The 25,345-nt window shown below is 66.8% G+C and carries 26 protein-coding genes and 1 tRNA gene; 11 read left to right on the top strand and 16 right to left on the bottom strand.

Translation table 11 applies throughout. The annotated features are described in order from the left end of the window. Positions 1–15 precede the first annotated feature (15 nt). Genes ACIP1U_RS08400 through ACIP1U_RS08415 form a run of 4 tightly spaced genes read right to left on the bottom strand, consistent with a single transcriptional unit; the run spans position 16 to position 3,995 of the window. The gene (locus ACIP1U_RS08400; RefSeq protein WP_400313756.1) at positions 16–846 is read right to left on the bottom strand and encodes a carbohydrate ABC transporter permease; all 831 of its coding nucleotides are present in this window, start codon (positions 844–846) and stop codon (positions 16–18) included. Continuing rightward, positions 839–1,723, bottom strand: coding sequence for a carbohydrate ABC transporter permease (locus tag ACIP1U_RS08405; protein ID WP_400313759.1), 885 nt, complete (start codon positions 1,721–1,723; stop codon positions 839–841). Before ACIP1U_RS08405 ends, ACIP1U_RS08400 begins: the two co-directional genes overlap by 8 nt. After that, a complete protein-coding gene (locus ACIP1U_RS08410; protein WP_400313761.1) occupies positions 1,720–2,835 on the bottom strand; it encodes an ABC transporter ATP-binding protein in 1,116 nt (371 codons plus the stop codon). The genes ACIP1U_RS08405 and ACIP1U_RS08410 overlap by 4 nt, the downstream gene beginning before the upstream one ends. Positions 2,836–2,837: 2 nt before the next feature. After that, entirely contained in the window at positions 2,838–3,995 is a 1,158-nt protein-coding gene (locus ACIP1U_RS08415; RefSeq protein WP_400313762.1) for an ABC transporter ATP-binding protein, read from the bottom strand. Positions 3,996–4,151: 156 nt separating this feature from the next. Between ACIP1U_RS08415 and ACIP1U_RS08420 the strand changes: the two genes are divergently transcribed. Next, positions 4,152–4,922: a DeoR/GlpR family DNA-binding transcription regulator gene (locus ACIP1U_RS08420; RefSeq protein WP_342912099.1), complete on the top strand. Its 771-nt coding sequence runs from the start codon at positions 4,152–4,154 to the stop codon at positions 4,920–4,922. Positions 4,923–5,091: 169 nt separating this feature from the next. On the opposite strand, the gene purU is transcribed toward ACIP1U_RS08420, so the two are convergent. Together purU and ACIP1U_RS08430 are read right to left on the bottom strand one after the other, a co-directional pair. After that, positions 5,092–5,958 carry a formyltetrahydrofolate deformylase gene (purU, locus tag ACIP1U_RS08425; RefSeq protein WP_400313765.1) on the bottom strand — a complete coding sequence of 289 codons (867 nt, stop codon included), beginning with the start codon at positions 5,956–5,958 and terminating at the stop codon, positions 5,092–5,094. A gap of 105 nt (positions 5,959–6,063) precedes the next feature. Beyond that, entirely contained in the window at positions 6,064–7,008 is a 945-nt protein-coding gene (locus ACIP1U_RS08430; protein ID WP_400313767.1) for a DUF4743 domain-containing protein, read from the bottom strand. A 56-nt stretch (positions 7,009–7,064) separates the two neighbouring features. On the opposite strand from ACIP1U_RS08430, the gene glpK reads away from it, so the two are divergent. The 4 genes from glpK to ACIP1U_RS08450 all read left to right on the top strand — a co-directional run bounded on the left by glpK (position 7,065) and on the right by ACIP1U_RS08450 (position 11,225). Beyond that, complete coding sequence (gene glpK / locus ACIP1U_RS08435) at positions 7,065–8,639, top strand: glycerol kinase GlpK (RefSeq protein WP_400313769.1); 1,575 nt, start codon at positions 7,065–7,067, stop codon at positions 8,637–8,639. 52 nt (positions 8,640–8,691) lie between these two features. Then, positions 8,692–10,338 (top strand): glycerol-3-phosphate dehydrogenase/oxidase, encoded by a 1,647-nt coding sequence (locus tag ACIP1U_RS08440; protein WP_400313772.1) that lies wholly within the window; start codon positions 8,692–8,694, stop codon positions 10,336–10,338. Between the two features lie 38 nt (positions 10,339–10,376). Next, a complete protein-coding gene (locus ACIP1U_RS08445; RefSeq protein ID WP_400313774.1) occupies positions 10,377–10,751 on the top strand; it encodes an MliC family protein in 375 nt (124 codons plus the stop codon). 93 nt (positions 10,752–10,844) lie between these two features. After that, positions 10,845–11,225 (top strand): hypothetical protein, encoded by a 381-nt coding sequence (locus tag ACIP1U_RS08450; RefSeq protein ID WP_400313776.1) that lies wholly within the window; start codon positions 10,845–10,847, stop codon positions 11,223–11,225. 57 nt (positions 11,226–11,282) lie between these two features. Here ACIP1U_RS08450 and ACIP1U_RS08455 read toward each other — a convergent pair whose 3' ends face one another. The 4 genes from ACIP1U_RS08455 to ACIP1U_RS08470 form a co-directional block, all read right to left on the bottom strand. After that, positions 11,283–11,576, bottom strand: coding sequence for a hypothetical protein (locus ACIP1U_RS08455; protein ID WP_400313862.1), 294 nt, complete (start codon positions 11,574–11,576; stop codon positions 11,283–11,285). 77 nt (positions 11,577–11,653) lie between these two features. After that, positions 11,654–11,878, bottom strand: a complete 225-nt coding sequence (locus ACIP1U_RS08460; RefSeq protein ID WP_116321956.1) for a hypothetical protein — start codon at positions 11,876–11,878, stop codon at positions 11,654–11,656. Between the two features lie 126 nt (positions 11,879–12,004). Next, complete coding sequence (locus tag ACIP1U_RS08465; RefSeq protein ID WP_400313778.1) at positions 12,005–12,418, bottom strand: YXWGXW repeat-containing protein; 414 nt, start codon at positions 12,416–12,418, stop codon at positions 12,005–12,007. Between the two features lie 126 nt (positions 12,419–12,544). Next, entirely contained in the window at positions 12,545–12,748 is a 204-nt protein-coding gene (locus ACIP1U_RS08470) for a hypothetical protein (protein WP_400313781.1), read from the bottom strand. A gap of 401 nt (positions 12,749–13,149) precedes the next feature. Here ACIP1U_RS08470 and ACIP1U_RS08475 point away from each other — a divergent pair, with 401 nt between their 5' ends. Genes ACIP1U_RS08475 through ACIP1U_RS08485 form a run of 3 tightly spaced genes read left to right on the top strand, consistent with a single transcriptional unit; the run spans position 13,150 to position 15,535 of the window. Beyond that, positions 13,150–13,746, top strand: coding sequence for a YfiR family protein (locus ACIP1U_RS08475; protein ID WP_400313784.1), 597 nt, complete (start codon positions 13,150–13,152; stop codon positions 13,744–13,746). Next, positions 13,743–15,008 carry a diguanylate cyclase domain-containing protein gene (locus tag ACIP1U_RS08480; protein ID WP_400313787.1) on the top strand — a complete coding sequence of 422 codons (1,266 nt, stop codon included), beginning with the start codon at positions 13,743–13,745 and terminating at the stop codon, positions 15,006–15,008. Before ACIP1U_RS08475 ends, ACIP1U_RS08480 begins: the two co-directional genes overlap by 4 nt. Before the next feature lie 32 nt (positions 15,009–15,040). Further along, entirely contained in the window at positions 15,041–15,535 is a 495-nt protein-coding gene (locus ACIP1U_RS08485) for an OmpA family protein (protein ID WP_400313789.1), read from the top strand. A gap of 34 nt (positions 15,536–15,569) precedes the next feature. On the opposite strand, the gene ACIP1U_RS08490 is transcribed toward ACIP1U_RS08485, so the two are convergent. From ACIP1U_RS08490 to acs, 6 genes are all read right to left on the bottom strand, one after another. Continuing rightward, positions 15,570–15,845, bottom strand: coding sequence for a hypothetical protein (locus ACIP1U_RS08490; protein ID WP_400313792.1), 276 nt, complete (start codon positions 15,843–15,845; stop codon positions 15,570–15,572). 53 nt (positions 15,846–15,898) lie between these two features. Then, positions 15,899–16,747, bottom strand: coding sequence for a D-amino acid aminotransferase (locus ACIP1U_RS08495; RefSeq protein ID WP_400313795.1), 849 nt, complete (start codon positions 16,745–16,747; stop codon positions 15,899–15,901). Positions 16,748–16,980: 233 nt separating this feature from the next. Beyond that, positions 16,981–17,211, bottom strand: a complete 231-nt coding sequence (locus tag ACIP1U_RS08500; RefSeq protein WP_400313798.1) for a hypothetical protein — start codon at positions 17,209–17,211, stop codon at positions 16,981–16,983. Between the two features lie 657 nt (positions 17,212–17,868). Then, positions 17,869–17,959, bottom strand: a tRNA-Ser gene (locus tag ACIP1U_RS08505). Between the two features lie 60 nt (positions 17,960–18,019). Continuing rightward, positions 18,020–20,071: a sodium:solute symporter family protein gene (locus ACIP1U_RS08510; protein WP_400313801.1), complete on the bottom strand. Its 2,052-nt coding sequence runs from the start codon at positions 20,069–20,071 to the stop codon at positions 18,020–18,022. A gap of 94 nt (positions 20,072–20,165) precedes the next feature. Then, entirely contained in the window at positions 20,166–22,148 is a 1,983-nt protein-coding gene (gene acs, locus ACIP1U_RS08515) for an acetate--CoA ligase (RefSeq protein WP_400313804.1), read from the bottom strand. Positions 22,149–22,528: 380 nt separating this feature from the next. On the opposite strand from acs, the gene ACIP1U_RS08520 reads away from it, so the two are divergent. From ACIP1U_RS08520 to ACIP1U_RS08530, 3 genes are all read left to right on the top strand, one after another. Continuing rightward, the gene (locus ACIP1U_RS08520; RefSeq protein ID WP_400313866.1) at positions 22,529–23,449 is read left to right on the top strand and encodes a DMT family transporter; all 921 of its coding nucleotides are present in this window, start codon (positions 22,529–22,531) and stop codon (positions 23,447–23,449) included. A 99-nt stretch (positions 23,450–23,548) separates the two neighbouring features. Continuing rightward, on the top strand, positions 23,549–24,097 hold the full coding sequence (locus ACIP1U_RS08525) for a TIGR00645 family protein (RefSeq protein WP_400313806.1): 549 nt from the start codon (positions 23,549–23,551) through the stop codon (positions 24,095–24,097). Between the two features lie 201 nt (positions 24,098–24,298). Next, positions 24,299–25,345 (top strand): fumarate hydratase (locus ACIP1U_RS08530; RefSeq protein WP_400313809.1); only part of this gene is annotated, 1,047 nt, incomplete at its 3' end.

The following is a 25,345-nucleotide window of genomic DNA, read 5'->3' on the forward strand; positions in this document are numbered from 1 at the left end:
TTGAGTGTGGGTGATTTACACACGCCCCATCGCAAAGCCCTTCGCGATGTAATGCCGCACGAACCAGATCACGATGCCGCCTGGCACGATGGTCAGCACGCCGGCCGCGGCCAGCACACCCCAGTCCATGCCCGATGCCGACACCGTGCGCGTCATGGTGGCCACGATCGGCTTGGCGTTGACCGAGGTCAGCGTGCGCGCCAGCAGCAGTTCCACCCAGCTGAACATGAAGCAGAAGAACGCCGCGACACCCACGCCAGCCTTGATCAGCGGCAGGAAGATGGTCAGGAAAAAGCGCGGGAAGGAATAGCCGTCGACGTAGGCGGTCTCGTCGATCTCGCGCGGCACGCCCGACATGAATCCCTCCAGGATCCACACCGCCAGCGGCACGTTGAAGACCAGGTGCGCGAGCGCCACGCCCAGGTGCGTGTCCATCAGGCCGATGGTGCTGTACAGCTGGAAGAACGGCAGCAGGAACACCGCGGGCGGCGTCATGCGGTTGGTCAGCAGCCAGAAGAACACATGCTTGTCGCCGATAAACTGGTAGCGCGAAAACGCATAGGCCGCCGGCAGCGCAACCACGATCGAGATCACCGTGTTCATCGCCACGTAGATTATCGAGTTGAGGTAGCCGGAGTACCACGACGGGTCGGTGAAGATGGTCCTGTAGTGCTCCAGCGTGAATTCGGCCGGCCACAGCGACAGCGTGGACACGATCTCCTCGTTGGTCTTGAACGACATGTTCACCATCCAGTAGATCGGCACGATGGCGAACAACAGGTAGACCAGCAGGAAGCCGGCGCGCCACCATGTCGTGGTGGTTGCCTGGGTGCGGATTTCAGCCATGGGGCATGTCCTCGCTGCCGGCGGTGCCCGCGCGCTGCATCCAGTTGTAGAGGATGAAGCACAGGAGCAGGATGATCAGGAAGTAGACGATGGAGAACGCCGCCGCCGGACCGAGGTCGAACTGGCCCACGGCCTTCTGCGTCAGGTATTGCGACAGGAAGGTAGTGGCGTTGCCGGGGCCGCCGCCGGTCAGCACGAAGGGCTCGGTATAGATCATGAAGCTGTCCATGAAGCGCAACAGCACCGCGATCATCAGCACCCCGCGCAGCTTGGGCAGCTGGATGTGTCGAAACACCGCCAGCCGCGAGGCGCCATCGATCTGCGCGGCCTGGTAGTAGGCGTCGGGAATCGCGCGCAGGCCGGCATAGCAGAGCAGCGCCACCAGCGGGGTCCAGTGCCAGACATCCATTACCAGCACTGTCACCCAGGCATCGAAGGCGCTGCCGGTGTAGTTGTAGTCGAAGCCCATGGCTTCCAGCGCGGCGCCAAGCAGGCCGATATCGGTGCGCCCGAAGATCTGCCAGATGGTGCCGACCACGTTCCACGGGATCAGCAGCGACAGCGCGATGATCACCAGCACCGCCGATGCCTTCCAGCCTTTGGCGGGCATCGACAGCGCCAGCAGGATGCCGAGCGGGATCTCCACCAGCAGCACCGCCAGCGAGAAGCCCAGCTGGCGCAGCAGCGCGTCGTGCAGCTCGCCGTCGCGCAGTACCGTGCGGAACCATTCCGTGCCGACAAATACGCGCCGCTCGGGCGAAATGATGTCCTGCACGGAGTAGTTGACGATGGTCATCAGCGGCAGGATCGCCGAGAACGCCACGCATGCCACCACCGGCAACACCAGCAGCCAGGCCTTCTGATTGACAGGCTTCATGACACCAGTTCCTCGTTGACGTAGTAGCAGGTATGGCGGTTGAACACCGACAGCCAGGCCATGTCGCCGGCGCGCAAAGCGGCCGCCTCGGCGCCCAGGCGGGCACGCAGTGTTCCGGCCTGCGCACCCGCTTCCTGCACGCTGCCAGTCACGAGCCAGTAGGTGCCGATGTCCTGCGCGCGCTGCACCTGTACCGGTACCGCCTGCATATCGTGCGCCTGGCGCTCCGGTGCCAGTTGCAGATACTCGGGCCGCACGCCGATGCGGAAGCTGCCCGCCGCGCGCAAGGCCGCGGCCACCGATGGCGCCAGCGCTGGCGTGTAGCGCCGGCCTGCCACCTCGATGGCGCTGTCGCGCCACCGGCCCGGCAGGAAGTTCATGCCGGGCGAGCCGATGAAATGCCCGACGAAGGTATGCGCCGGCCGCTCGAACAGCGCATCGGCCGGCCCCACCTGCACCGCCTTGCCGCGCGACATCACCACCACCTGGTCGGCAAAGGTCAGCGCCTCGGTCTGGTCGTGGGTGACGTAGATCAGCGTCAGGCGGAATTCGTGGTGGATTTCCTTGAGCTTGCGCCGCAGCTGCCACTTGAGCTGCGGGTCGATCACCGTCAGCGGCTCGTCGAACAGGATTGCCGACACGTCGTGCCGCACCAGGCCGCGGCCTAGCGAGATCTTCTGCTTGGCGTCGGCGGCGAGACCGCTGGCGCGTCGCTCCAGCGTGCCAGACAAGTCCAGCATCTCGGCCACGCGGCCGACGCGCTCGCGCACCTGCGCCTCGGGCACGCCGCGGTTGCGCAGCGGGAAGGCCAGGTTCTCGCCGACGGTCATGGTGTCGTAGATCACTGGGAACTGGAACACCTGGGCGATATTGCGAGCCTGCGGCGTGGCGGCGGTGACGTCGCGTCCGTCGAAGGCAATGGTGCCGTGCGAAGGCCGCAGCAGCCCGGAAATGCAGTTCAGCAGCGTGGTCTTGCCGCAGCCCGACGGGCCCAGCAGCGCATAGGCGCCGCCGTCCTCGAAGGTGAACTTCAGCGGCAGCAACGCGTAGTCGTCATCGTTGCGCGGATGCGGCAGGTAGGAATGCGCCAGGTCGAGGTCGATGCGTGCCATCGTCAGCCCCCGGCAGCCGCCGCGGCGCCGGCTGCCGCCCCGCCCGGCACGTCCGCAGCCAGCCCGCCGGGCCGCCGGGGCGCATGGATGCGCCGACCGGCCGCGTCGAACAGGTAGATCTGGTCAGGCAACAAGTGCAAGGACACCGGTTCGCCGAGCCGCAGGTCGAGCACGCCGGCAAACTGCGCCACCAGGTTGCCCACCGGCGTATCGGCATGGATGAAGGTGTCCGAGCCCGACAGCTCGGCCAGCGCCACGCGCCCCGCTATCGCGACCGCGCCCGCGACCGCGACCGCGCCCGGTTCGCCCGCCAGGCGCAGCGCCGACGCGCGCACGCCCACGGTGACCGGTCCGTCGCCGCCGCCAGCGCCGGATACCGGCACCGAGATGTCGCCCGCGAGCGTGACCCAGCCGCCGTTGAGCGTGCCCGCGACCAGGTTCATCGGCGGATCGTTGAACGCGCGCGCCACGCGCAGCGAATCGGGATAGTGGAAGACGTCGGCGGTCGGTCCGTACTGCAACAGCTCGCCGGCATCGAGCACGGCCGTATGGCCGCCCAGCAGCAACGCCTCGCCGGGTTCGGTGGTGGCGTAGACCACGGTCGCATCGCCATGCGCGAACAGCTGCGACAGCTCTTCGCGCAGTTCTTCGCGCAGCTTGTAGTCCAGGTTGACCAGCGGCTCGTCCAGCAGCATCAGCGGCGCTTCCTTGGCCAGCGCGCGCGCCAGCGCCACGCGCTGCTGCTGGCCGCCCGAAAGCTCCGCCGGGTAGCGGTCGAGCAGGTGGTCGATATGCAGCCGCGCCGCCAGATCGCGCACACGAGCGGCAATGTCGGCGCCGGCGGCGCCCTTGCGCCGCAGGCGCAACGGCGAGGCGATGTTGTCGAAGACCCTGAGCGACGGGTAGTTGATGAACTGCTGGTAGACCATCGACACATTGCGCTCGCGCACCGGCACGCCGGTGACATCATGGCCGTCGACCAGCACACGGCCGGCGCTGGGCCGGTCGAGCCCCGCCATCACGCGCATCAGCGAAGTCTTGCCCGCCTGGGTGGCGCCCAGCAGGATGGTCACCGCGCCGGGAACCGGCGCCAGCGTCATCGGATAGAGATAAGCCTGCGAACCTGCATGCTGCGCCACGGCCTCCAAACTCAGCTGCATCCGGTCTCCATGTTCGATATGCTTTCCGCATCACCGCATTCCGCGCGACACAGGCGCACAATCCTTGGCTTCCGATCGTTTTAGTAATAAAACGAACATAAAACAAGTGTGCGCCGCATCATTTGTTTTCGTTTCTGTTTGAACTAGAATCCCGGCATGACGCTCAATCCCCGCCAGACCGCCCTGCTCGAAGAAGTCCGCAGCCAGGGCTTTGCCTCCATCGATGAACTTGCGCGCAAGTTCGGCGTCACCCTCCAGACGGTGCGGCGAGACGTCAACCTGCTGGCCGAGAACGGTATGCTGGCGCGCTTCCATGGCGGCGTGCGGGTGGAGGGCTCCACCACCGAGAACATCGCCTACCGGCAGCGGCAGGTGCTGAATGCAGAGGGCAAGGCGCGCATTGCGCGCGCGGTGGCGGCGGCGGTGCCGGAGGGCTGCTCGCTGATCCTGAACATCGGCACCACGGTGGAAGAGATCGCGCGCGAACTGATGCAGCACCGCGGGCTGCGCGTGATCACCAATAACCTGAACGTGGCCAATATCCTGGCGGACAACCCCGACTGCGAGGTCATTGTCGCCGGCGGCGTGCTGCGCTCGCGCGACCGCGGCATCGTCGGCGAGGCCACGGTCGAGTTTATCCGGCAGTTCAAGGTGGATATTGGCCTGATCGGCATCTCGGGTATCGAGACGGATGGCACGCTGCGCGACTACGACTTCCGCGAGGTCAAGGTGGCGCGGACCATCATCGAGCATTCACGCGAGGTCTGGCTGGCGGCGGATACCAGCAAGTTCAACCGCCAGGCCATGGTTGAGCTGGCGCATGTGTCGCAGGTCGACCGGCTGTTCACCGATGAGCCGCTGGCGGCACCGTTCGACCGGATCCTGGCCGACAGTGGGGTGAAGTGTGTGGTGGCGGAGCGGGAATGATCTTGCCGGCCATCCGGCCGCTGCGTCTGCACTGGCGGGAGCGGGGCTGGTGTTGATGGCGGGTGGTGGGGCGGTGCATGCCGCGTCGGCTGCGCGACAGGCCTGCCCTCTCCCCCGTCCCCTCTCCCGCGCGCGGGAGAGGGGAGCAAACCTTCGGGAAATCGACGGCTTACTTGAAGACGACGGTCTTGTGGCCGTTCAGCAGGATGCGGCGTTCGGCATGCCACTTGACCGCGCGGGCCAGCGCCACGCATTCCACGTCGCGGCCCACCGCGGTGAGCTGGTCCGGGTCCATGCTGTGGTCGACGCGCTCGATTTCCTGCTCGATGATCGGGCCTTCGTCCAGGTCGGCGGTGACGTAGTGCGCGGTCGCGCCGATCAGCTTCACGCCGCGGTCGTGCGCCTGGTAGTAAGGTTTGGCGCCCTTGAAGCTGGGCAGGAACGAGTGGTGGATATTGATGGCGCGGCCGGCCAGCTTGCGGCACAGGTCGTCGGACAGTACCTGCATGTAGCGCGCCAGCACCACCAGGTCGATCTTCTGCTCCTGCGCCACGTCGAACACGCGCGCCTCCTGGGCGGCCTTCTGCTCGGCCGAGGCGTTCATCAGCGGCAGGTGGAAGAACGGCACGTCGTACGACGCGGCCAGCTGGTAGAAGTCGCGGTGATTGGACACGATCGCCGCGATCTCAACCGGCAGGCCGCCCACCTTGGCGCGGAACAGCAGGTCGTTCAGGCAGTGGCCGATCTTGGACACCATGATCATCACGCGCGGCTTGACCGAGGCGTCGTTCAGCTCCCACTGCATGCCGAACTGGTCGCCCACCGGCGCGAACGCGGCCTTCAGCGTGCCCAGGTCCGGGCCGCCGACAGCCGGGCTGAAGTGCACCCGCATGAAGAAGCGGCCGGTGTACGCGTCACCATACTGGTCCGAGTCGACGATATTGCAGCCGTGCTGGAACAGCAGGCCCGAGACGGCGTGGACGATGCCCGGCTGGTCGGGGCACGAAAGGGTCAGGATGAATCCGGTGGTGCTCATGGTGTGTGGTTCTGTCGGAGGGGCGCGGTGTACAAGCGCAAAGGCCATGAAGGCCGCGAAGGCAGTGAAAGCCGTGAAAGCGCGGGCCAGGCCCGCTGCGCAAGCTCAAGCGCGACGGTCTTCGGTGCCCGGCCAGCCGCGCCGGCGAAGGGCATCCAGCGTCACCAGCGTGGCGTCGACCGTCATGGCGCCGCTCGACATGATATCAAGCAATGCGGCCAGCCCCACGCGCTTGTGTTCGCTGACCTCCCCGTCATGGTTGCGCGGGGTGAAGCCTGGCGGCAGCATCAGGTCATAGACATAGACCTGTTCCCACTGCACGCCTTCGGGCAGGTCGCGCAGCACCTCGATCATGCCATGCGGCTGCACACGCCCGGCCAGCGCCGGCGGGATGCCCGACTCTTCCTCGCACTCGCGCACCAGCGTGGCCAGCGGATCGCTGCCGTGCGGCATGCCGCCGGCGACCAGGTTGTCCCACATGCCGGGGTCGACCGACTTGGCGGGGCTGCGCCGCGAGATCCACAGCATGGGGCCGCCGCCAGTATCGGCCATGTCGACGATTCCGTTCATGTGCGAGGCAAAGGTCAGCAATCCCAGGAAGCGCGCCGCCGCCCGCTCGACCGCCGCCAGCGCGGGCGCGTCCAGCGCCGCGGTGACCGCGAACAGCTCGTGGCGCCAGCCACGCACGTGCCCGGCATCGGCCAGCTGGTGCGCCAGCGCGGCCAGCGCGGCGCTCAGCACATCGAAGCCGGAGCGTCCCGGCAGCAATTCCACTGCGGCAGTGCCATCCGCGGCGCCCTCCTCCGGACCGAGGATGCAGCCCATGCCGCGCAGGATCGCGGCATGCGACCGGGGCAGCCAGCCGACCTGCTGGCCGTCCGCCATCAGGCGCAACTTGCCGGCGGGATCGAAGCCGGTGCGCGCCGCCAGCGAGGCAGCGATGCGCGCCATGTGGCCGGCATCGGCACCAGGGCCAGTTGGGATGCCGGACTGGACGCCGGACGGAACGCCCGAGGGCACAGCGGGCGGCTGGGAAGAAATTTCGGCCATGTCAGATCGGGGCGCCGGCCGGGCCGGCGCATCTTGTCATTTTCAGGATTGAACGCATGAACCAGGCAGCAACGCAAGCCCAGGCGCAGCAGGCCGGCCCAGGCCGGCATGGCTCCGAACCGCAGTATGTGCTGGCGCTAGACCAGGGCACCAGCAGCTCGCGCGCGATCCTGTTCGACCACGCCGGCAGCGTGGTGCGGCTGGCGCAGCGCGAGTTCCGCCAATACTACCCACATCCGGGCCACGTCGAGCACGATCCGTACGAAATCTGGCAGTCGCAGCTGGCGGTCGCGCATGAAGTGCTGGCCGACGCCGGCATCTCCGCCACGCAGGTGCGCGCCATCGGCATCACCAACCAGCGCGAGACCACGGTGCTGTGGGACCGCAAGACCGGCGAGCCGGTCGGCCGCGCGCTGGTCTGGCAGGACCGCCGCACCGCGCCGATGTGCGAGGCGCTGCAGGCCGCCGGCCATGGCGAGCTGTTCCGCGAGAAGACCGGCCTGATCGTCGACGCATACTTCTCTGGCACCAAGCTGCGCTGGATGCTCGACAACATCGAAGGCGCCCGCGAACGCGCGCAGCGCGGCGAGCTGGCGTTCGGCACGGTCGACAGCTGGCTGATCTGGCAGCTGACGGACGGCGCGCGGCACGTCACGGACGTGTCCAACGCCTCGCGCACCATGCTGTTCAATATCCACCGTTTCGAGTGGGACGACGCGCTACTGGCGCTGCTCGACATCCCGCACGCGCTGCTGCCCAAGGTGGTGCCGTCCAGCGGCGAGGTGGCGCGCACCGCGGCGCGGCTGTTCGGCGTAGAGATCCCGATCGCGGGCATCGCGGGCGACCAGCAGGCGGCCACCTTCGGCCAGGCCTGCCTGTCGCCCGGCATGGCCAAGAACACCTACGGCACGGGCTGCTTCCTGCTGATGAATACCGGCACCGAACCGGTGACATCGCGCAACCGGCTGCTGACCACCATCGGCTGGCAGTTCGGCGGGCAAACCCAGTATTGCCTGGAGGGCGGCGTCTTCATGGGCGGCGCCACCATCCAGTGGCTGCGCGACGGGCTGCAGATCATCAACAGCGCGCCCGAGGTCGAGCCGCTCGCGCGCCAGTGCGACGACACCGGCGGCGTGGTGCTGGTGCCTGCCTTTGCCGGCCTCGGCGCCCCGCACTGGGACGCCTTCGCGCGCGGCACGCTGGTCGGCATGACGCGCGGCACCGGCCGGCCGCAGCTGGCGCGCGCAGCGCTGGAATCGATCGCATTCCAGAGCGTCGACGTGCTGGAAGCCATGCAGAAGGACGCCGGCATCGCGCTGGCCGAACTGCGCGTGGATGGCGGCGCCTCGCGCAGCGATCTGCTGATGCAGATGCAGGCCGACCTGCTCGGCACGCCGGTGGTCCGCCCGCGTGTGACCGAGACCACCGCGCTGGGCGCGGCCTACCTGGCTGGCCTGGCCACCGGCTACTGGAGCGACCCCGCGCAGATTGCGCGGCAATGGCAGGTGGAGCGGCGCTTCGAGCCCAACCTGTCCGCCGACGAACGCGGCCACCGGCTGGCGCGCTGGCACCGCGCCGTCGAGCGCGCCCGCGACTGGGCACGCGAAGACGAAGCCGGCGGCCACGGCTGAACACCGGCCGCCCCGTCCTGCCAAGACCGCATATTTCCCGAAAACAATAGCCATGCAGAAAGTCTCCACCCCGATCCAGCCGCCCGCCCGTGCTGCCCTGCTTGCCACCCTGGAGCGCGAGCCGCGCTGGGACGTGATCGTCATTGGCGGCGGCGCCACCGGCCTGGGCACCGCGGTCGATGCCGCCTCGCGCGGCTACCGCACCCTGCTGGTTGAAGCCGCCGACTTTGCCAAGGGCACCTCGAGCAAGGCCACCAAGCTCGTGCACGGCGGCGTGCGCTACCTGGCCCAGGGCAATATCGGCCTGGTGCGCGAAGCCCTGCACGAGCGCGGCTTGCTCGCGCGCAACGCGCCGCACCTGGTGTGGCCGCTGGGCTTCGTGGTGCCGGCGTACCAGATGTTCGACCAGCCCTTCTACGGCATCGGCCTGAAGGTCTATGACATGCTGGCCGGCAACCTCAACCTGGCCGGCAGCCGCTGGCTGAACCACCGTGAGGTGCTGGACGCCGCCCCCAACCTGGCCGAGCACGTCAGCGGACGCCCGCTGCGCGGCGGCAACCTGTACTTCGACGGCCAGTTCGACGATGCGCGGCTGGCGGTGGCGCTGATGCGCACGCTGTTCGACGTGGGCGGCACCGCGGTCAACTACATGCGCGTGACCGGACTGAGCCAGCAAGGCGGCGTGATCAGCGGCGTCACTGTCCAGGACGCACTGGGCGAAGCCACGTTCCGCCTGCGCGCGGATTGCGTGATCAATGCCACCGGCGTCTGGGTCGACGCGGTGCGGCAGATGGAGGACGGCCATGCCCGCACCCTGGTGGCGCCCAGCCAGGGCGTGCACCTGACGCTGCCGCGCCGCTTCCTGCCCGGCGAGCACGCCATCCTGATTCCCAAGACCGACGACGGCCGGGTGCTGTTCGTGGTGCCGTGGAACGGCCATACCATTGTCGGCACCACCGATACGCCGCGGCGCGACCTGCCGCTCGAGCCCGACGCCGGGGCCGACGATGTCGATTTCATCCTTGAGACCGCGTCGCGCTACCTGGCCAAGGATCCCACCCGCGCCGACGTCACCAGCGTCTGGGCCGGGCTGCGGCCACTGGTCAAGGCTACCGGCGAAGCGTCCACCGCATCGCTCTCGCGCGAGCATACGATCCTGGTCTCGAAGGCCGGGCTGATTACGGTCACCGGCGGCAAATGGACCACCTATCGCAGGATGGCGGAAGACGTGATCGACACCGCGATCCAGCGGCAGATGGTGCGCGCCGCGCCATGCGTGACCGCCGAACTGCCGCTGCACGGCGCCGCCGGACTGCCGGCGGAACTGCCGCTGGCGGATGCGGCCGCGCCGGACCGCTATTACGGCAACGAGCTGGCCACGCTGCGCGCCCTGTCGGGCCATGACCGCGTGCTGGCGGCCGCATCGGGCCTGACCGAAGCCCATGTCCGTTTCGCGGCCCGGCACGAGCTGGCGCGGCGCGTCGAAGACGTGCTGGCTCGCCGCAACCGCGTCCTGTTCCTCGATGCTCGCGCCGCGCTGCAGGCCGCGCCGGCGGTGGCCGCGGTCCTGGCCGAAGAGCTCGGGGAAAGCGAGGCCTGGCAGGCACACGAACTCGACAGTTTCCGCACGCTCGCCGCCGGCTACCTGCTGGACGGCGCGTCGCAGCCCGAGGAACCGGCCGCCGCCGCCCGCGTCTGAACTGGCTGACACGAACCACCGAGAAAGGCCCGTCGACCATGAACCGCCCGACCTTGAATGCAACCCGCGCCGCGTTGCTGCTCGCATTGCTTGCCGCCGGCACAAGCGCCAGCGCGGCGCGTGCCCCAGGCATCGACGGCGTGCGCTTTACCGACGTGCGTACCGTGCGCTATCAGTGCGACGGCGGCAAGACCCTGACCGTGCGCTACTTCAACAGTGCGGACAACCAGGCCGCCGTGCTCCGCGTCGAAGGCAAGCCGGTGCTGGCCGTGACCACGGTCTCGGCGTCCGGCGCGCGCTATGTCGGAGGGCGTTACGAGTGGTGGAGCAAGGGCGATACCGGCACGCTGCGCGACCTGATGCAGCAGGAAAACGCCGCACCGGCGCTGTCGAACTGCCAGGCAAAGCCCTAGCCGGCGGGCATGCAATCGCTGCTGAACCGTCGCCAACGTTTGAGGCAACGGCGTTCCGGGCGATAATGCGGGGATTGAATCAGGGAGAACACCATGGACGAGATTGAAGATCTGTCCGATCTGCCGATGCCCCGCTTTATCTGGGGCTTCGCCGTTATCGCCGGCAAAAGCGGCGAGGTCATGCACGACGAGTTCGAGTATCTGACCCACACCCGCAGCCCGCGCTTTACCTGCCGCGTGGTCGAGCTGGAAGACATGCCCGCCGAAAGCGAGGAAGACGCCATCGACGGCCGCATCGTCCACCATGACGATCCGCGCCGGATGTTCTATATCACCGACGCCGGCATGGCGCTGGTCAACTTCCAGCTGTCCGACAAGATGCCGGACAAGCAGAAGTTCAAGCGCATTTGCGACGAAGCCATCGCCAACTGGATGCTGCGCCGCGAATTCCTCGACGAGGAGGAAGAGGACTGACCCAACCGCTTCCGGCCCTGCCGGATCGTTGCGGCCGCCTGCGCGGCCGCGCCTTGATCAGGCCTGGTCTTGCTCCGGCGGCAGCGCGCCCGTCAGCAGTTCATTGAGCAGGCCGCTCATGCCACCGGGATGATTGACGGCCAGCGCCTGCAGGCGCCGGGCCAGCGTGGCGTCCAGCTTGCACGCGAACGGCACCAGGCCCTGTTCCTGGTCCAGCCGGCGCTGTTCGCGGCGATCCAGGCGCCCCGCGGCGCCGCCAGGAATTCCGCCCCGGGCCGCCGAAGCCTGTTTTAGGCTGTTGGCAATCTTCAGGCCCTTGTTCTTCTCCAGGTCCGTTTTCTTCACGGCAATATCCGAAAGTCTGTCGAGGCCGGCATTGTACGCGCAGGCTGCGGCCGGGCATTGCAACGCCTACGCACTGCAGCGCGCTACGAGTCGCTGACCTCGATCAACTCAGCCGCCACACGCTGGATTTCCGCGTAGACCGGGATGGCATCCATCGGGCCGGTGCAGCCTACCGCCGTCGCCTGGCTGGCATCCGCACCCGGCGGCAGGAAGACGAAGGCCATGCCGGGCTGCCAGCCGGGATGCTTGCGCAGGCTGTCATTGAGGATGTCGAGATACTGCGCGCGCGTGAAGACGTGCCTTGCCATCGCTACCTCCGGATCCACTGCCGATGCTGCGCCCTGCGGGCGCGGAGTCATGGCGGGGATCGTAGCATGGCAACTGTGGCCAGCGTCACCTTGGGCGCCGGCCCGTGCACGCCTCAGCGCACCGCCTCAGCATTCGCCTTTCTTGGCGTGGCCCGGCGGGCAGTGGTAATCCTTGCCCTTGTTGCCCTTGCCGTTGCCCTTGGAGCCGCCCTGGTCCCAGCGACCCGGCACCAGCACCCAGCCATCGCGCGACTGGATCCAGCGCGGCGACTCATAGACATAACCAGGCCGCTCGCGATCCCAGCGGCCCTTCTTCCACGCATGCTTGTGGTGGTGGTCGTCCCAATCCCAATAGCCCGGCATCCAGACATAGCCGGGGCGCGGGGCAGGAACGGCCTCATACATCGGAGCCGGCGGCGGCACGCCGATGGCAATGTTGACCGACACCTGGGCCATCGACGCCGCACTGAAGGTGAGGCCGGAACCCAGCACGGCCGCCAGCAAGACGGTCCGGACCGGCCGGAGCGCGAGATGTGTCATGGAAGCCCTTTTTCGTGGAGGAACACGCGCACAGTCTAGCGCGCGCCCGCCGCGGCGCCATGCAAGAAAGGGTGTCGGTTAATCCATAGATGCCGGCGCGCAACACTCCCTTGCACGCCGGCGGGATCAGTGATCCTCGGCCATCGCCTTGAGCTGGGCCTCGCCGGCAACGCGCGCGGCGTCAGCGGTGGTGAAGGTGTCGTCCGAGACGATGGCGCGCCGGACCTGCCGCGCGTCAAAGTCGACTAGCGCGACCACCCAGACATAGCGTCCAGCCTGGGGGGCGGTCTGCACGAAGGCTTTCAGGTTCGGCCGGGATTCACTCGCCATGATCCATCTCCTTGAGAAACGTTCGGGAAACGTCGTTGAGGGATGTACCCCAACACAATGGTGTCTGAAAACTCTAGCACACGGTCCGTGCCCTTACCCGGCCTTACCCGGCCTTACCCGACCTTACCCGGCAACGGCCTCACCGGTGTAAGCTCCGCTGGCGCCGAGCTGGCGACCCCGGTCCCATTGCAAGTGTTGCGTGCGGCACCGCGAAGGCCTGGCTGCGGGCGACCCTTCAGTCGGCGCCGCAACAACCGATAAACAGGCCACGGGCCGCCGCCGGCCGGCATCTTCCCTCCGTCCGAACGCTTGACCGCCCGGAACCGGCGCCCGGACAATAGCCGCGGCTGCGGTAACCGACCAACCACAATCGCAGCGCACACGCTCCCGCTCTCCAGACCATGGCCCCTGTCCCGGCCAGTGCCACGCTCATCTCTCCCGCAGGCCGACGACCGCTGCTGCGCCGGTGGGCGCCCACCCTGCTGGGCGCCACGCTCGCGTTGCTGCCCGCGGTACTGCCGCCGGCGGTCACGGCGCAGCCTGCGCCGCAGCGCACCGAGCTGGTGGCCCGCGTGGTCTTCAGCCTGCTCGGATATGCGCGCTGGCCCGTCGAGGGCGACACGGTACGCCTGTGCGTCGACAATGCCAGCCGTTATTCCGCCCGCCTGATGGAAGGCGGCACGCTTGCCACGGGGCGGCCGGTGCAGCCGCGCCAGGTCGACGTGCTGGCCGATGCGCTCCAGCCCGGTTGCGATGCGCTCTACGTCGGTGTCATGAACGAAGCCCGGCGCAAGCGGCTGTCGACCGCTCTGACGGGCCGCCCGGTGCTGGTGATCGCCGAAGAAGACTTCGAGTGCGAGGCCGGCAGCATGTTCTGCCTGAACATCCGCGAGAACCAGGTTTCGTTCCGTGTCAACCTCGACACGCTCGCCCGCAGCGGCGTGCACGTCCACCCCGGGGTGCTGCAGCTGGGCCGACGCAAGGGGTCGCCATCATGAGCCCGCGCCAGCCCGAGCCGGCCGCCGCGCCGCGCCCCACGCTTTACAGCGTGCTGCGCCGCATCCACCTGGGCGTGGCACTGATCGCTGTGTTCACCGCCGGCCTGCTGCTGACGACGATCGGCGTCACCGCATTGCGCGTCTATGCGGATCACAACCTGCGGCTGGTGGCTCGCTCGATCGCGTACACGCTGGAAGCGCCGGTGGTGTTCCGCGACCAGGTGGCCACCGGTGAGACGCTGGCCGTCATCGCCGCGTCGGAAGACATCGCGCGCGCGACGGTCTACGACGCCGACAACCGCGTCCTGGCCGAGTGGCAGCGTCCCGGCCAGCCCCAGTTGACCGGCCTGCGCCAAACGCTGGCCGAATGGCTGAGCATGAACGCTTTGGATCAGCCGATCCTGCACCAGGCGCAGCAGGTCGGCCTGCTGCGGGTCAGCGGCGATCCCCGCAACCTGCTGCAGTTTCTGCTGCGAGGGGCGCTGGGCCTGCTCGGCTGCCTGTTGCTGACCGCGGTTGGCGCGCACTACCTGGCCAGCCGCATGCTGGTGCAGATTGTCGAGCCGCTGCGCAGCCTGATGCGGGTGGCGCACGCGGTGCGCTCCGAACGCGACTTCGCGCAACGCACGCCGCCGGCGCGCATCGCCGAGCTTAACGCGCTCAGCGACGACTTCAACGGGCTGCTCGATGAGCTGCAGACGTGGCAGAAGCAGATGCAGCACGAAAACCGCTCCCTCGCCCACCGTGCCAACCATGATGCGCTGACGGGGCTGCTGAACCGCGCCGCCTTTGTCGAAGCGCTGGAGCATGCGGTGCGCCATGCCGCGGCCAACCATGAATATGCGGCGGTGCTGTATCTCGACAGCGACGACTTCAAGGACATCAACGACCGGCACGGGCATGCCTCGGGCGACGCGGTGCTGGTGGCCGTGGCGCAGCGCATCCGTGCCAGCCTGCGTAACGGCGACACCGTGGCACGCATCGGCGGCGACGAATTCGCGGTGCTGGCCACGGCGCTGCGCTCACCGGCCGACGCCGTCCATATCGCCGAACATATCCTGCAAGCCATGACCGAACCGATCGCGCTGCCCAAGGGCGTCTCGGTGCAGGCGTCCGTCAGCATCGGCCTGGCCGTGTTCCCGGTCCACGCGCAGGACAGCCAGGCGCTGCTGCACGCGGCCGATGCCGCCATGTACGGCGCCAAGCGGCGCTCGGGCGGCATCTGGCAAAGCGCCGAGCCGCGCCTGGATGTTACGCTGTGAGCCTCCGCTTGATTGCTCCCACACCTTCGGCTGTGTTGAAACCTGTCTGGAAAACCTGGGCCTGCGCCATTGCCGCCAGCCTGCTGCTGGCAGCTTGCCAGACCGCGCCGGTCGCAACCGGGCTGTCGCCGGCGCAGATCACCGTGCTGCAACGCGAAGGCTTTGCGCTGACCAGCGAGGGCTGGGAACTCGGCCTGTCCGACAAAGTGCTGTTCGGCTTCAACGAGGACCTGATCGAGGGGGAACGCGCCGCCAACGTGCAGCGGATCGGCCGGGCACTCAGCGGCGCGGGGATAGAACGCCTGCGTGTCGATGGCCATACCGACGATGCCGGGTCGGCAGAGTACAACCAGTCGCTGTCGGTGCGGCGCGCCGAAGCGGTGGCCAGGCTGCTGGCCGGCGCCGGATTTGCCCCGGAAAACATCGAAGTGCGCGGCCTGGGCAAGAGCCGCCCGGTGGCGGACAACCGCAACGCGGCCGGCCGCGCCGAGAACCGGCGCGTGGCCATCATCGTTTCGGTCGACTGACGCCTCAGTTGCCGAACGCTTGGCCGCCGAATGCTCAGTCGCCGAACGGATTAGGCACGCGGTTCTCGAGCGACTCGTTCAGGTCGAATTCGTCGCGTACCTCGTCGACCACCGTACGGATGCTGGCCTCATAACCGGTTGCGTTGCCGAAGCCGCTCATGTCCCAGTTGCGGCCGCGGGCATCGCGCGCATGCGGCACCGGTGCGGGCACGCGGACGGTGGTGCCATCCTCGCCGATTTCATAGATATGCTGGATGCGCCGGCTGACCTCGTCCTGCAGGGCACGCCGGCCACGCTCGCGCTTGGCCATGGCTGACTCCTCGATGCATGCGCTGGCATCCTAGCACGGTGCGACGGCGTGGTTCAAAGCGCCGCGATGGCGGCCTGGTAGGCCGCGTAGAGCCGCGCGAAGACGGGTCCGGGCACGCCTGCGCCGATGGTGCGGCCGTCGATGGTGACCACCGGCAGCAACTCCTTGCTTGCCGACGACAGCAGCACTTCGTCCGCCGCAAACAAGTCTTCCCTGGCGATCCGGCGCGCTTCCAGCGGAATCTCCAGTGCCGCGCAGACCTCTTCCATAAAGCCGTAGCGGATGCCTTCCAGAATCAGGTTGTCCTTGGGCGGCGCCAGCACGCGGCCATCGCGCACCACCCAGACGTTGGACGACGAGGCTTCGGTCAGCCAGCCGTCGCGGAACTGGATCGCCTCGGTCACGCCATGCTCCGCGGCATGCTGCGCGGCCAGCACGTTGCCCAGCAGCGAGGTCGACTTGATCTGGCAGTTCAGCCAGCGCCGGTCCTCCATCGTCACGCAGGCCACGCCCTGGTCGCGCATGTGCGCGGGCGGCAGCGCCATCGGATTGGTCATGATCAGCACCGTCGGCACGATTTCCTTCGGGAAGGCGTGCGCACGCCGGGCTACGCCGCGTGTCACCTGGATATAGATCATCTGGTCCGACATTCCGTTGGCACGGACCACTTCGTCGATCAGCGCCTGCCACTGCGCGGCGCTGTGCGGGTCGGGAATCCCGATCGCCTCCAGGCTGCGGTGCAGGCGTGCAAGGTGATGCGCACCGCGGAACGGCTTGCCGCCGTAGTACGGGATGACCTCATAGATGCCATCGCCAAAGATAAAGCCGCGGTCGAGGACCGGGATGCGGGCTTCAGACAGCGGGGTCAGGGAACCATTGAGGTGGACGACGGGGTCAGTCATGGGGCTTCAGGCGCTGGAGAGAATGAAGCAATTTTTCCACAGCCGCCAAGGCCAGGTTATGCGCAATTTGCATCGCGTTGGCTTCGCTGGCGCTGGCGCTGTAGTAATGCATTGATTCCAATCACCCATGTGGGGGTGTTCGCTACGGCACTTCACGCCCAGAATCAAGGAGTCGTGAGTTGACCCCTCTCGGCATTTCCCGCAGCCCGCCTTCGTGCGGGCTTTTTTTTGCATCACCAGAATTGGGGATGCGCGCCGAACCGGCAACGACGACGATATGGCCGGGCGGAACCGCTGAGAATAAAAAAACCGTCGACGCCGAGATAGCCATGGTCAAAGAACGTGCTGGTGAAGCCAAGGTCGAAGTACGCGCCGTCGGCGCCATAGCGATGGAACCAGTGCCTGCACAGCACCCACAAGGCCAGCAGCAATCGCAGACTTGTCAAAGGTTTGAACTGACGCATATGCCCTTCTTCGTAGCCAGTGTTTACAGGCGTCACTGTGCGGCGACGACAATGCGCGTTCGGTGCGGTTGGCGACGAGTGGATGTTTCACGGCCGCATCGAGCCCGCCCGGTGCATGTCGTCCAGGCACAACACCTCTATTTAGAGGGATGCGCGATCCCATCGTCTGTACGACCATCGTCACGGGCGGTTCCGCGACTCGCCCACCACTACTTCAAGCCCTCGACTACCCTGGCCGAGGGCTTTTTCTTTGGTTGGCGCAAGGAGGCAGTCGCGCATCCGCACTGCAATAAATCTTTACAACTGAGCCCGTGAATTCCTGCAGAGTTGCCCTAGCCTTTCCCCATGCTTTCCGAAGGAGACGGCCATGCCTTCGTCACGGAACACATTCACATTGCGCCGCCCTGGGCGCCGGACGATGAACTGGCATGACGTTGCCTTGATTTCGGCGGCGTGGATCGGGTTGTGTCTGGGGCTTGGGTGGACGCTTTCCAAGGCGGCCGGGACCTTTGAGTAAGGCAAGGCCACTCTCTTCGAAGCAGCCGCAGGAAGTAAAAAGGCCGCCCCGGTTGTGGGCGGCCTTGGATCGCGCTGCATATCGCGCTGCATATCGCGCTGCGAAAACGAAGATGCCCGCTTGCGCGGGCATCAGAATCCTGGCGGAGAGAGGGGGATTCGAACCCCCGATAGGCTATTAACCTATACACGCTTTCCAGGCGTGCGACTTAAACCACTCATCCATCTCTCCGGGAAGTCCGCGATTATAGCAGAGTTGCCCGACGAATCCACAAGTTCGTGCCGCACCGCCCTATCCCCTGCGCAAATACGTCACCAGCCTGTCGATCACCGGCGCGTTGCGCGGCGTGAGCAGGCTGACGATGATCGCCACCGCAAACCCCGCGGGCACGCCAAAAGCGCCCGAAGCGATCGGGTCGACGCCAAACCAGCGATTGCCGAAGATGCCGGTCATGCGGGTGAAGAACGGGTAGTTGACGAAGATGTAGTACACCGCCACGCCAAGCCCGGCAGCCATGCCGGCGACAGCGCCGGCCGCGGTCGTCCGGCGCCAGAAGATGCCAAGCACCAGCACAGGAAAAAAACTCGATGCCGCCAGCGAGAAGGCAGCGCCGACCAGGAACAGGATGTTGCCGGGACGAAGCGATGTGACGTATGAAGCGAACAAGGCAACACCGAGCAGCACGATCTTGGCCGTGGTGACGCGGCGCTGGTGGCTCGCCTGGCGGTCGACCATGTGATAGAAAACGTCGTGCGAAAGCGCGTTGGCAATGGTCAGCAGCAGGCCGTCGGCAGTCGACAGCGCCGCGGCCAGCGCGCCGGCGGCGATCAGGCCGGAGATGACATACGGCAGACCGGCGATCTCCGGGGCGGCCAGCACGATCATGTCCGGCTGTAGCAGTATCTCGGCCCATTGCACGATGCCATCGCCGTTGACGTCACGAATGCCGAATACCGGCGGATCGACCTTGCGCCATTGCACTACCCATTGCGGCAGTTCCGCATACGAGGTGCCGACCAGGTGCTCGAAGAACTCGTACTTGACCAGCGCGGCCAGCGTCGGCGCCGACACGTACAGCAAGGCGATGCAGAACACGGCCCAGGCCACCGAGTTGCGGGTCTCCTTGACGGAGGGCGTGGTATAGAGGCGCGTCAGGATGTGCGGCAGGCTGGCGGTGCCGACCATCAGGCAGAACACCAGCAGCACAAAGTTGAGCCGCTTGGTCTTGCGCTCCTGCTCGGACGCCGCGGGATACGGCTCGGTGGACGACATCGAATGCCGGCTGCGCGCAAGCGCGTCTTCGCGCTGCACCGTCCACTGCTGCTGCGCGGCCGCGGGATCGCGCGGGAACTCCAGTCGCTCGCGTTCCAGCGCCTTGATTTCGCGCAGCGGCGCATTGCGCGCTCGAAGATCCTGCAGCCGCGCGTCCAACGTATCGCGCTCCTGCCGGAAAGAGTCCGGCAGGCGCGCGATGCGCTCCTGCAGCAGGACGGCCTGCTGCTTGTAATACTCCCGCACGGCCTGCTCGGCGGGCTCGCGCTCCAGCTCCCGCTCGCGCGCATCGAGCTGCGCCAGCAGCGTGCCGTAGCTGAGCTGCGGCGCCGCTTCCTGGTGATGCTTCCACGCGATCATCGAGACCGTGACCAGGAAGGCGACGATCATCATGATGTACTGCGCCACCTGCGTCCACGTGACCGCGCGCATGCCGCCCAGGAACGAGCACACCAGGATGCCGGCCAGCCCGAAGAAAATGCCGACGGCGAACTCCACGCCGATGAAGCGCGTCACCACCAGCCCTACCCCCTGGATCTGCGCGACCAGGTAGACGAAGGAACACAGCGAGGCCGCCAGCACCGCGATCGCGCGCACAGGCAGGTTGCCGCCGGGCTTGCCGTTGCCATAGCGCGCGGCGAGGAAATCGGGGATGGTGTAGCCGCCATACTTGCGCAGGTATGGCGCCAGCAGGAAGGCGACCAAGCAATAGCCGCCGGTCCAGCCCATCACGTAGGCGAGGCCCTCGTACCCGGATGCGAACAGGATGCCGGCCAGCCCGATGAAGGACGCGGCGCTCATCCAGTCGGCGGCAATCGCCATGCCGTTGAACAGCGCCGGCACGCGCCGCGAGGCGACGTAATACTCGTTGAGGTCGGAGGTGCGGCAGATCAGCCCGATGCAGGCATAGATCGCGATGGTGATAAAGAGGAAGACATAGCCGAGCCACAGCGCATCGGCGTTGGAGCGCTCCAGCAGCCCCATCATGCCGACGAAGCCGAACAACCCTAGCGTGAACAGGCCGTAGTACAGCAGCAGCCGGCGGCGGAAGCGCGACTGGGCATCGGGCATGGGCGGCGGTCCGTGGTCGGTGGGGCGCTATCGTAACAAACCCGCCGGCGCGCGGGAACGCGGCGGCGGGTTGATCGGGTGCACGGCTGGGGGATTATTGGGCTTGCTTGAGCTGCTCCAGGATCGCCGGGTTCTCCAGCGTCGAGGTGTCCTGCGTGATCTCTTCACCCTTGGCCAGCGACCGCAGCAGGCGCCGCATGATCTTGCCCGAGCGTGTCTTGGGCAGGTTGTCGCCGAAGCGCAGGTCCTTGGGCTTGGCGATCGGGCCGATTTCCTTGCCGACCCAGTTGCGCAGCTCGGCGGCGATCTTGACGGCCTCTTCGCCCGTCGGCCGCGAGCGCTTGAGCACGACGAAGGCACAGATGGCCTCACCGGTCATGTCGTCAGGGCGCCCCACCACGGCGGCCTCGGCCACCAGCGGGTTGGACACCAGCGCCGACTCGATCTCCATCGTGCCCATGCGGTGGCCCGACACGTTCAGCACGTCGTCGATGCGGCCCATGATAGTGAAGTAGCCGGTGTCCTTGTCGCGGATCGAACCGTCGCCCGCCAGGTAGAGCTTGCCGCCCAGCTCCTCGGGGAAGTAGCTCTTCTTGAAACGCTCCGGATCGCCCCAGATGGTGCGGATCATCGACGGCCAGGGGCGCTTGACCACCAGGATGCCACCGCTGCCATCGGGCACGTCGTGGCCGGTCTCGTCGACGATGGCGGCCATGATGCCCGGCAGCGGCAGCGTGCACGAACCCGGCACCAGCGGCGTCGCGCCGGGCAGCGGCGTGATCATGTGGCCGCCGGTCTCGGTCTGCCAGAAGGTGTCGACGATCGGGCAATTCTCGTTGCCGATGTGCTTGTAGTACCACATCCAGGCTTCAGGGTTGATCGGCTCGCCCACGGTGCCGAGCAGGCGCAGGCTGGACAGGTCGTATTGCCTGGGGTGGATCTTCTCGTCGGCCTCGGCGGACTTGATCAGCGAGCGGATCGCGGTCGGCGCGGTGTAGAAGATGCTGACCTTGTGGCGCGCGATCATGTCCCAGAAGCGGCCGGCGTTCGGGTACGTCGGCACGCCTTCGAACACCACCTGCGTGGCGCCGGCCGCCAGCGGGCCGTAGGCGATATAGGTATGGCCGGTGACCCAGCCGATGTCGGCGGTACACCAGAACAGGTCGTCGGGCTTGAGGTCGAAGGTCCACTGCATCGTCATCAACGCCCACAGCAGGTAGCCGCCGGTGCTGTGCTGCACGCCCTTGGGCTTGCCGGTGGAGCCGGAGGTATAGAGCACGAACAGCGGGTGCTCGGCGCCGACGGGCTCGGCTTCGCAGGTGTCGGGCTGGTTGGCGCAGACGTCGTCGAGCCAGCGGTCGCGGCCCTCGGTCCAGCCGACATTGCCGCCGGTGCGGCGGTAGACGATCACACTCTTGACAGCCTCGCAGCCGCCCAGCGCCAGCGCTTCATCGGCGATGGCCTTCAGCGGCAGCGCCTTGCCGCCGCGCATCTGCTCGTCGGCGGTGATCAGCGCCACCGCGCCCACGTCGACCAGCCGCTCCTGCAGCGACTTGGCCGAGAAGCCGCCGAATACCACCGAGTGCGTCGCACCCAGGCGCGCGCAGGCCTGCATCGCGGCCACGCCTTCGACTGACATCGGCATGTAGATCACGACGCGGTCGCCCTTCTTGATGCCGAGCGTCTTCAGGCCGTTGGCCAGCCGGCATACTTTGGCATGCAGCTCGCGGTAGGTGACACGCGTCACGGTGCCATCGTCGGCCTCGAACACGATCGCAACCTTGTCGGCATTGCCGTTCTCCAGGTTGCGATCCAGGCAGTTGTAGGAGGCATTGAGCTGGCCATCCTCGAACCACTTGTAGAACGGCGCGTTGCTCTCGTCCAGCACCTTGGTGAAGGGCTTGTTCCAGTGCAGCAGTTCGCGGGCGTGGCGTGCCCAGAAACCCTCATAGTCGCGTTCGGCTTCCTCGCACAGCGCGCGGTAGGCGTCCATGCTGGGAATCGCGGCCTGGCTGGCGAACGACTCGGGCGGGTTGAACACGCGGTGCTCGTGCATCACCGATTCGATGGCGGACATAGACTTGTCTCCTGATTTTGGACTGGCTTTGGCTGCCAAGTTACGCCCGACGGCTTACTTAAACCTGACGGTCGGCGGCTACTGCTTGCGGTGACTGCCCGGTGTCCGTTGTCGCCGCATGCTGCAAGCAGCAGGAAACGTCTTGCCATCGGGGCGAAAGTGCAGCCTTCTCCATTAGGCTAGCACAGCTATAATGCCGCGAGCCCTATACCTGAACGCGGCGCTTACCCGTGCCGCGGATCCTCCACGCTTGCATCGGCTTGCCGCGCCATCGCGCCACCCGCGATCGTGACCGCCGGCTGGTCAACGCATCCACCGTGCCCGCCAACACCTCCACCGCAGCCACTGGCAACTTCCAACTTTTCTCTCCGGTCCACGCCCTGTTCCTGGTCGGATCGATGGCGCTGGTCGGCAGTAATGTGGGGCTGGGCAAATCGATCATCGCTCATGTGCCGGTACTGTTGTTCGCGCTGCTGCGCTTTGTCATCGCCATCGTCTGCCTGGCACCGTGGTACCGGCCGGCGCGCATGCGGCGGGTGTCGCGCACCGAATGGCTGAACCTGTTCCTGCAGGCGTTCTTCGGCACCTTCCTGTTCACGCTGCTGATGCTCAACGGCGTACGGCTGACCAGCGCCATGGCCGCCGGGGTCATCACCAGCACCATCCCCGCCACGGTTGCGATCCTGTCCTGGCTGGTGCTGCGCGAACGGCTGTCGCGCCGCACCGTGGCTTCGGTGCTGCTGGCGGTGGCCGGCATCGCCGTGCTCAACATTGCCCGCGGCGACTCCCATGGCGCGGGCCAGAACAGCCAGGCCTGGCTCGGCAATCTGATGATCCTGGGCGCGGTGCTGTGCGAATCGATCTACGTGATCCTGTCGCGCCGCCTTACGCAGACACTGGCCGCCATCGAGATCTGCGCCTATACCCACCTCATCGGCGGCTTGCTGATGCTGCCGCTTGGACTGGTGCCGCTGCTGACCTTCGACGCCTCCACGGTGCCGGCACAGACCTGGCTGATGCTGCTGTGGTACGCGCTGTCGGCCAGCGTGTTCTCGTTCTGGCTGTGGATGAAGGGCATCCGCCATGTGCCGGCACAACTGGCGGGTGTGTTTACCTCGGTGCTGCCGGTGGCAGCGGCCGCCTACGGCATCGTCGTGCTGGGCGAGCAGCCGGGCTGGCCGCACGGCGTGGCGCTGGCCTGCGTGCTGGGCGGGATCGTGCTGGCGAGCTGGCCTGGCCGGATTGCGCGCGGCGCCTGGCGCGGCAAGGCCGCAGGCGCCGATCCGGAGGCGGGGGCCTGACCGGCGTGACGTGGCAGCGGTTACCGCTGGTAACACAGCGCTGCCATCGTCGCTTGGTACAATCCACGCCGAATTTCAACTCGCCGACACCGCCCCGCCATGGCTTCCAACCCAATTTCCAAGCCGCAGTCCCAAACCCTGCGGCCGATCCCGAGCATCATCTTCGCGTCGCGCTGGCTGCAGCTGCCGCTTTACCTGGGCCTGATCGTGGCCCAGGGCGTCTACGTCTACCATTTCCTGGTCGAAGTCTGGCATCTGCTCGCACATGTGACCGAGTTCGACGAGAACAAGATCATGCTGGTGGTGCTGGGGCTGATCGACGTGGTGATGATCTCCAACCTGCTGATCATGGTGATCGTGGGCGGCTACGAGACCTTTGTCTCGCGCCTGGGCATCGACAACCATCCGGACGAGCCGGAATGGCTGGATCACGTCAACGCCGGCGTGCTCAAGGTCAAGCTGTCGATGGCACTGATCGGGATTTCGTCGATCCACCTGCTGAAGACGTTTATCGACGCGGAACAGCGCACCACCCACACCATCATGTGGCAGGTGGCCATCCACATGGCGTTCCTGGCTTCTGCGGTGGCGATGGCGTGGGTCGACCGGATGGTGTCGCACCCTGCCGGCGCGCATGCAAAGCATTAGTCACATTAAGCCGCTCGCCAGTTGACGGGCGTCTGCAAACCGCGGCCATGTGCCGCGGTTTTTGCATTTGGCGCTCGGTGTCCGCGCCGTGCGATTCAGGCTGCACCTCGGAAGACTGTAGACCGATGTATGCAGCCGGGCAGACCGCCCCGGCTCGGTGTATTATTTCGCGCTGTGTTTCACCGCTGCCCACCCCACAAAATGACAGTCATCAAGCAAGAAGACCTCATCCAGAGTGTCGCCGACTCCCTGCAGTACATCAGCTACTACCACCCGATGGACTACATCACCAGCCTGGGCCGCGCCTATGAGCTGGAGCAGAGCCCGGCCGCCAAGGACGCGATCGCGCAGATCCTGACCAACAGCCGCATGTGCGCGGAAGGCAAGCGCCCGATCTGCCAGGACACCGGCATCGTCACGGTCTTCGTCAAGGTGGGCATGGACGTGCAGTGGGATGGCGCCACCATGGGCCTGACCGACATGATCAACGAGGGTGTGCGCCGCGGCTACACGCACCCCGACAACGTGCTGCGTGCCTCGATCGTCAGCCCGCCCGAAGGCGGCCGCAAGAACACCAAGGACAACACCCCGGCCGTGATTCACTACGAGGTCGTGCCGGGCAACACCGTCGACATCCAGGTCGCTGCCAAGGGCGGCGGCTCGGAGAACAAGTCCAAGTTCGTGATGCTGAACCCGTCGGACTCGATCGTCGACTGGGTGCTGAAGACCGTGCCGACCATGGGCGCCGGCTGGTGCCCGCCGGGCATGCTGGGCATCGGCATCGGCGGCACCGCCGAGAAGGCGATGGTGATGGCCAAGGAATCGCTGATGGAATCCATCGATATCCAGGACATCATCGCCCGCGGACCGAAGGACTGGGTCGAGGAACTGCGCGTCGAGCTGTACGAGAAGGTCAACGCCCTGGGCATCGGCGCGCAGGGCCTGGGCGGCCTGGCCACCGTGCTGGACGTCAAGATCATGGCCTGCCCGACGCACGCCGCGTCCAAGCCGGTCGCAATGATCCCGAACTGCGCCGCCACCCGTCACGTGCACTTCACGCTGGACGGCAGCGGTCCGGCCAAGCTGGAAGCGCCTGACCTGTCGCAATGGCCGAAGGTGGAGTGGGCACCGAACACCGAGACCTCCAAGCGCGTCGACCTGAACACGCTGACGCCGGAAGAAGTCGCCTCGTGGAAGCCGGGCCAGACCCTGCTGCTCTTCGGGGAGATGCTGGCCGGGCGCGACGCC

Source organism: Cupriavidus sp. NPDC089707 (assembly GCF_044748965.1).
Classification (GTDB): domain Bacteria; phylum Pseudomonadota; class Gammaproteobacteria; order Burkholderiales; family Burkholderiaceae; genus Cupriavidus.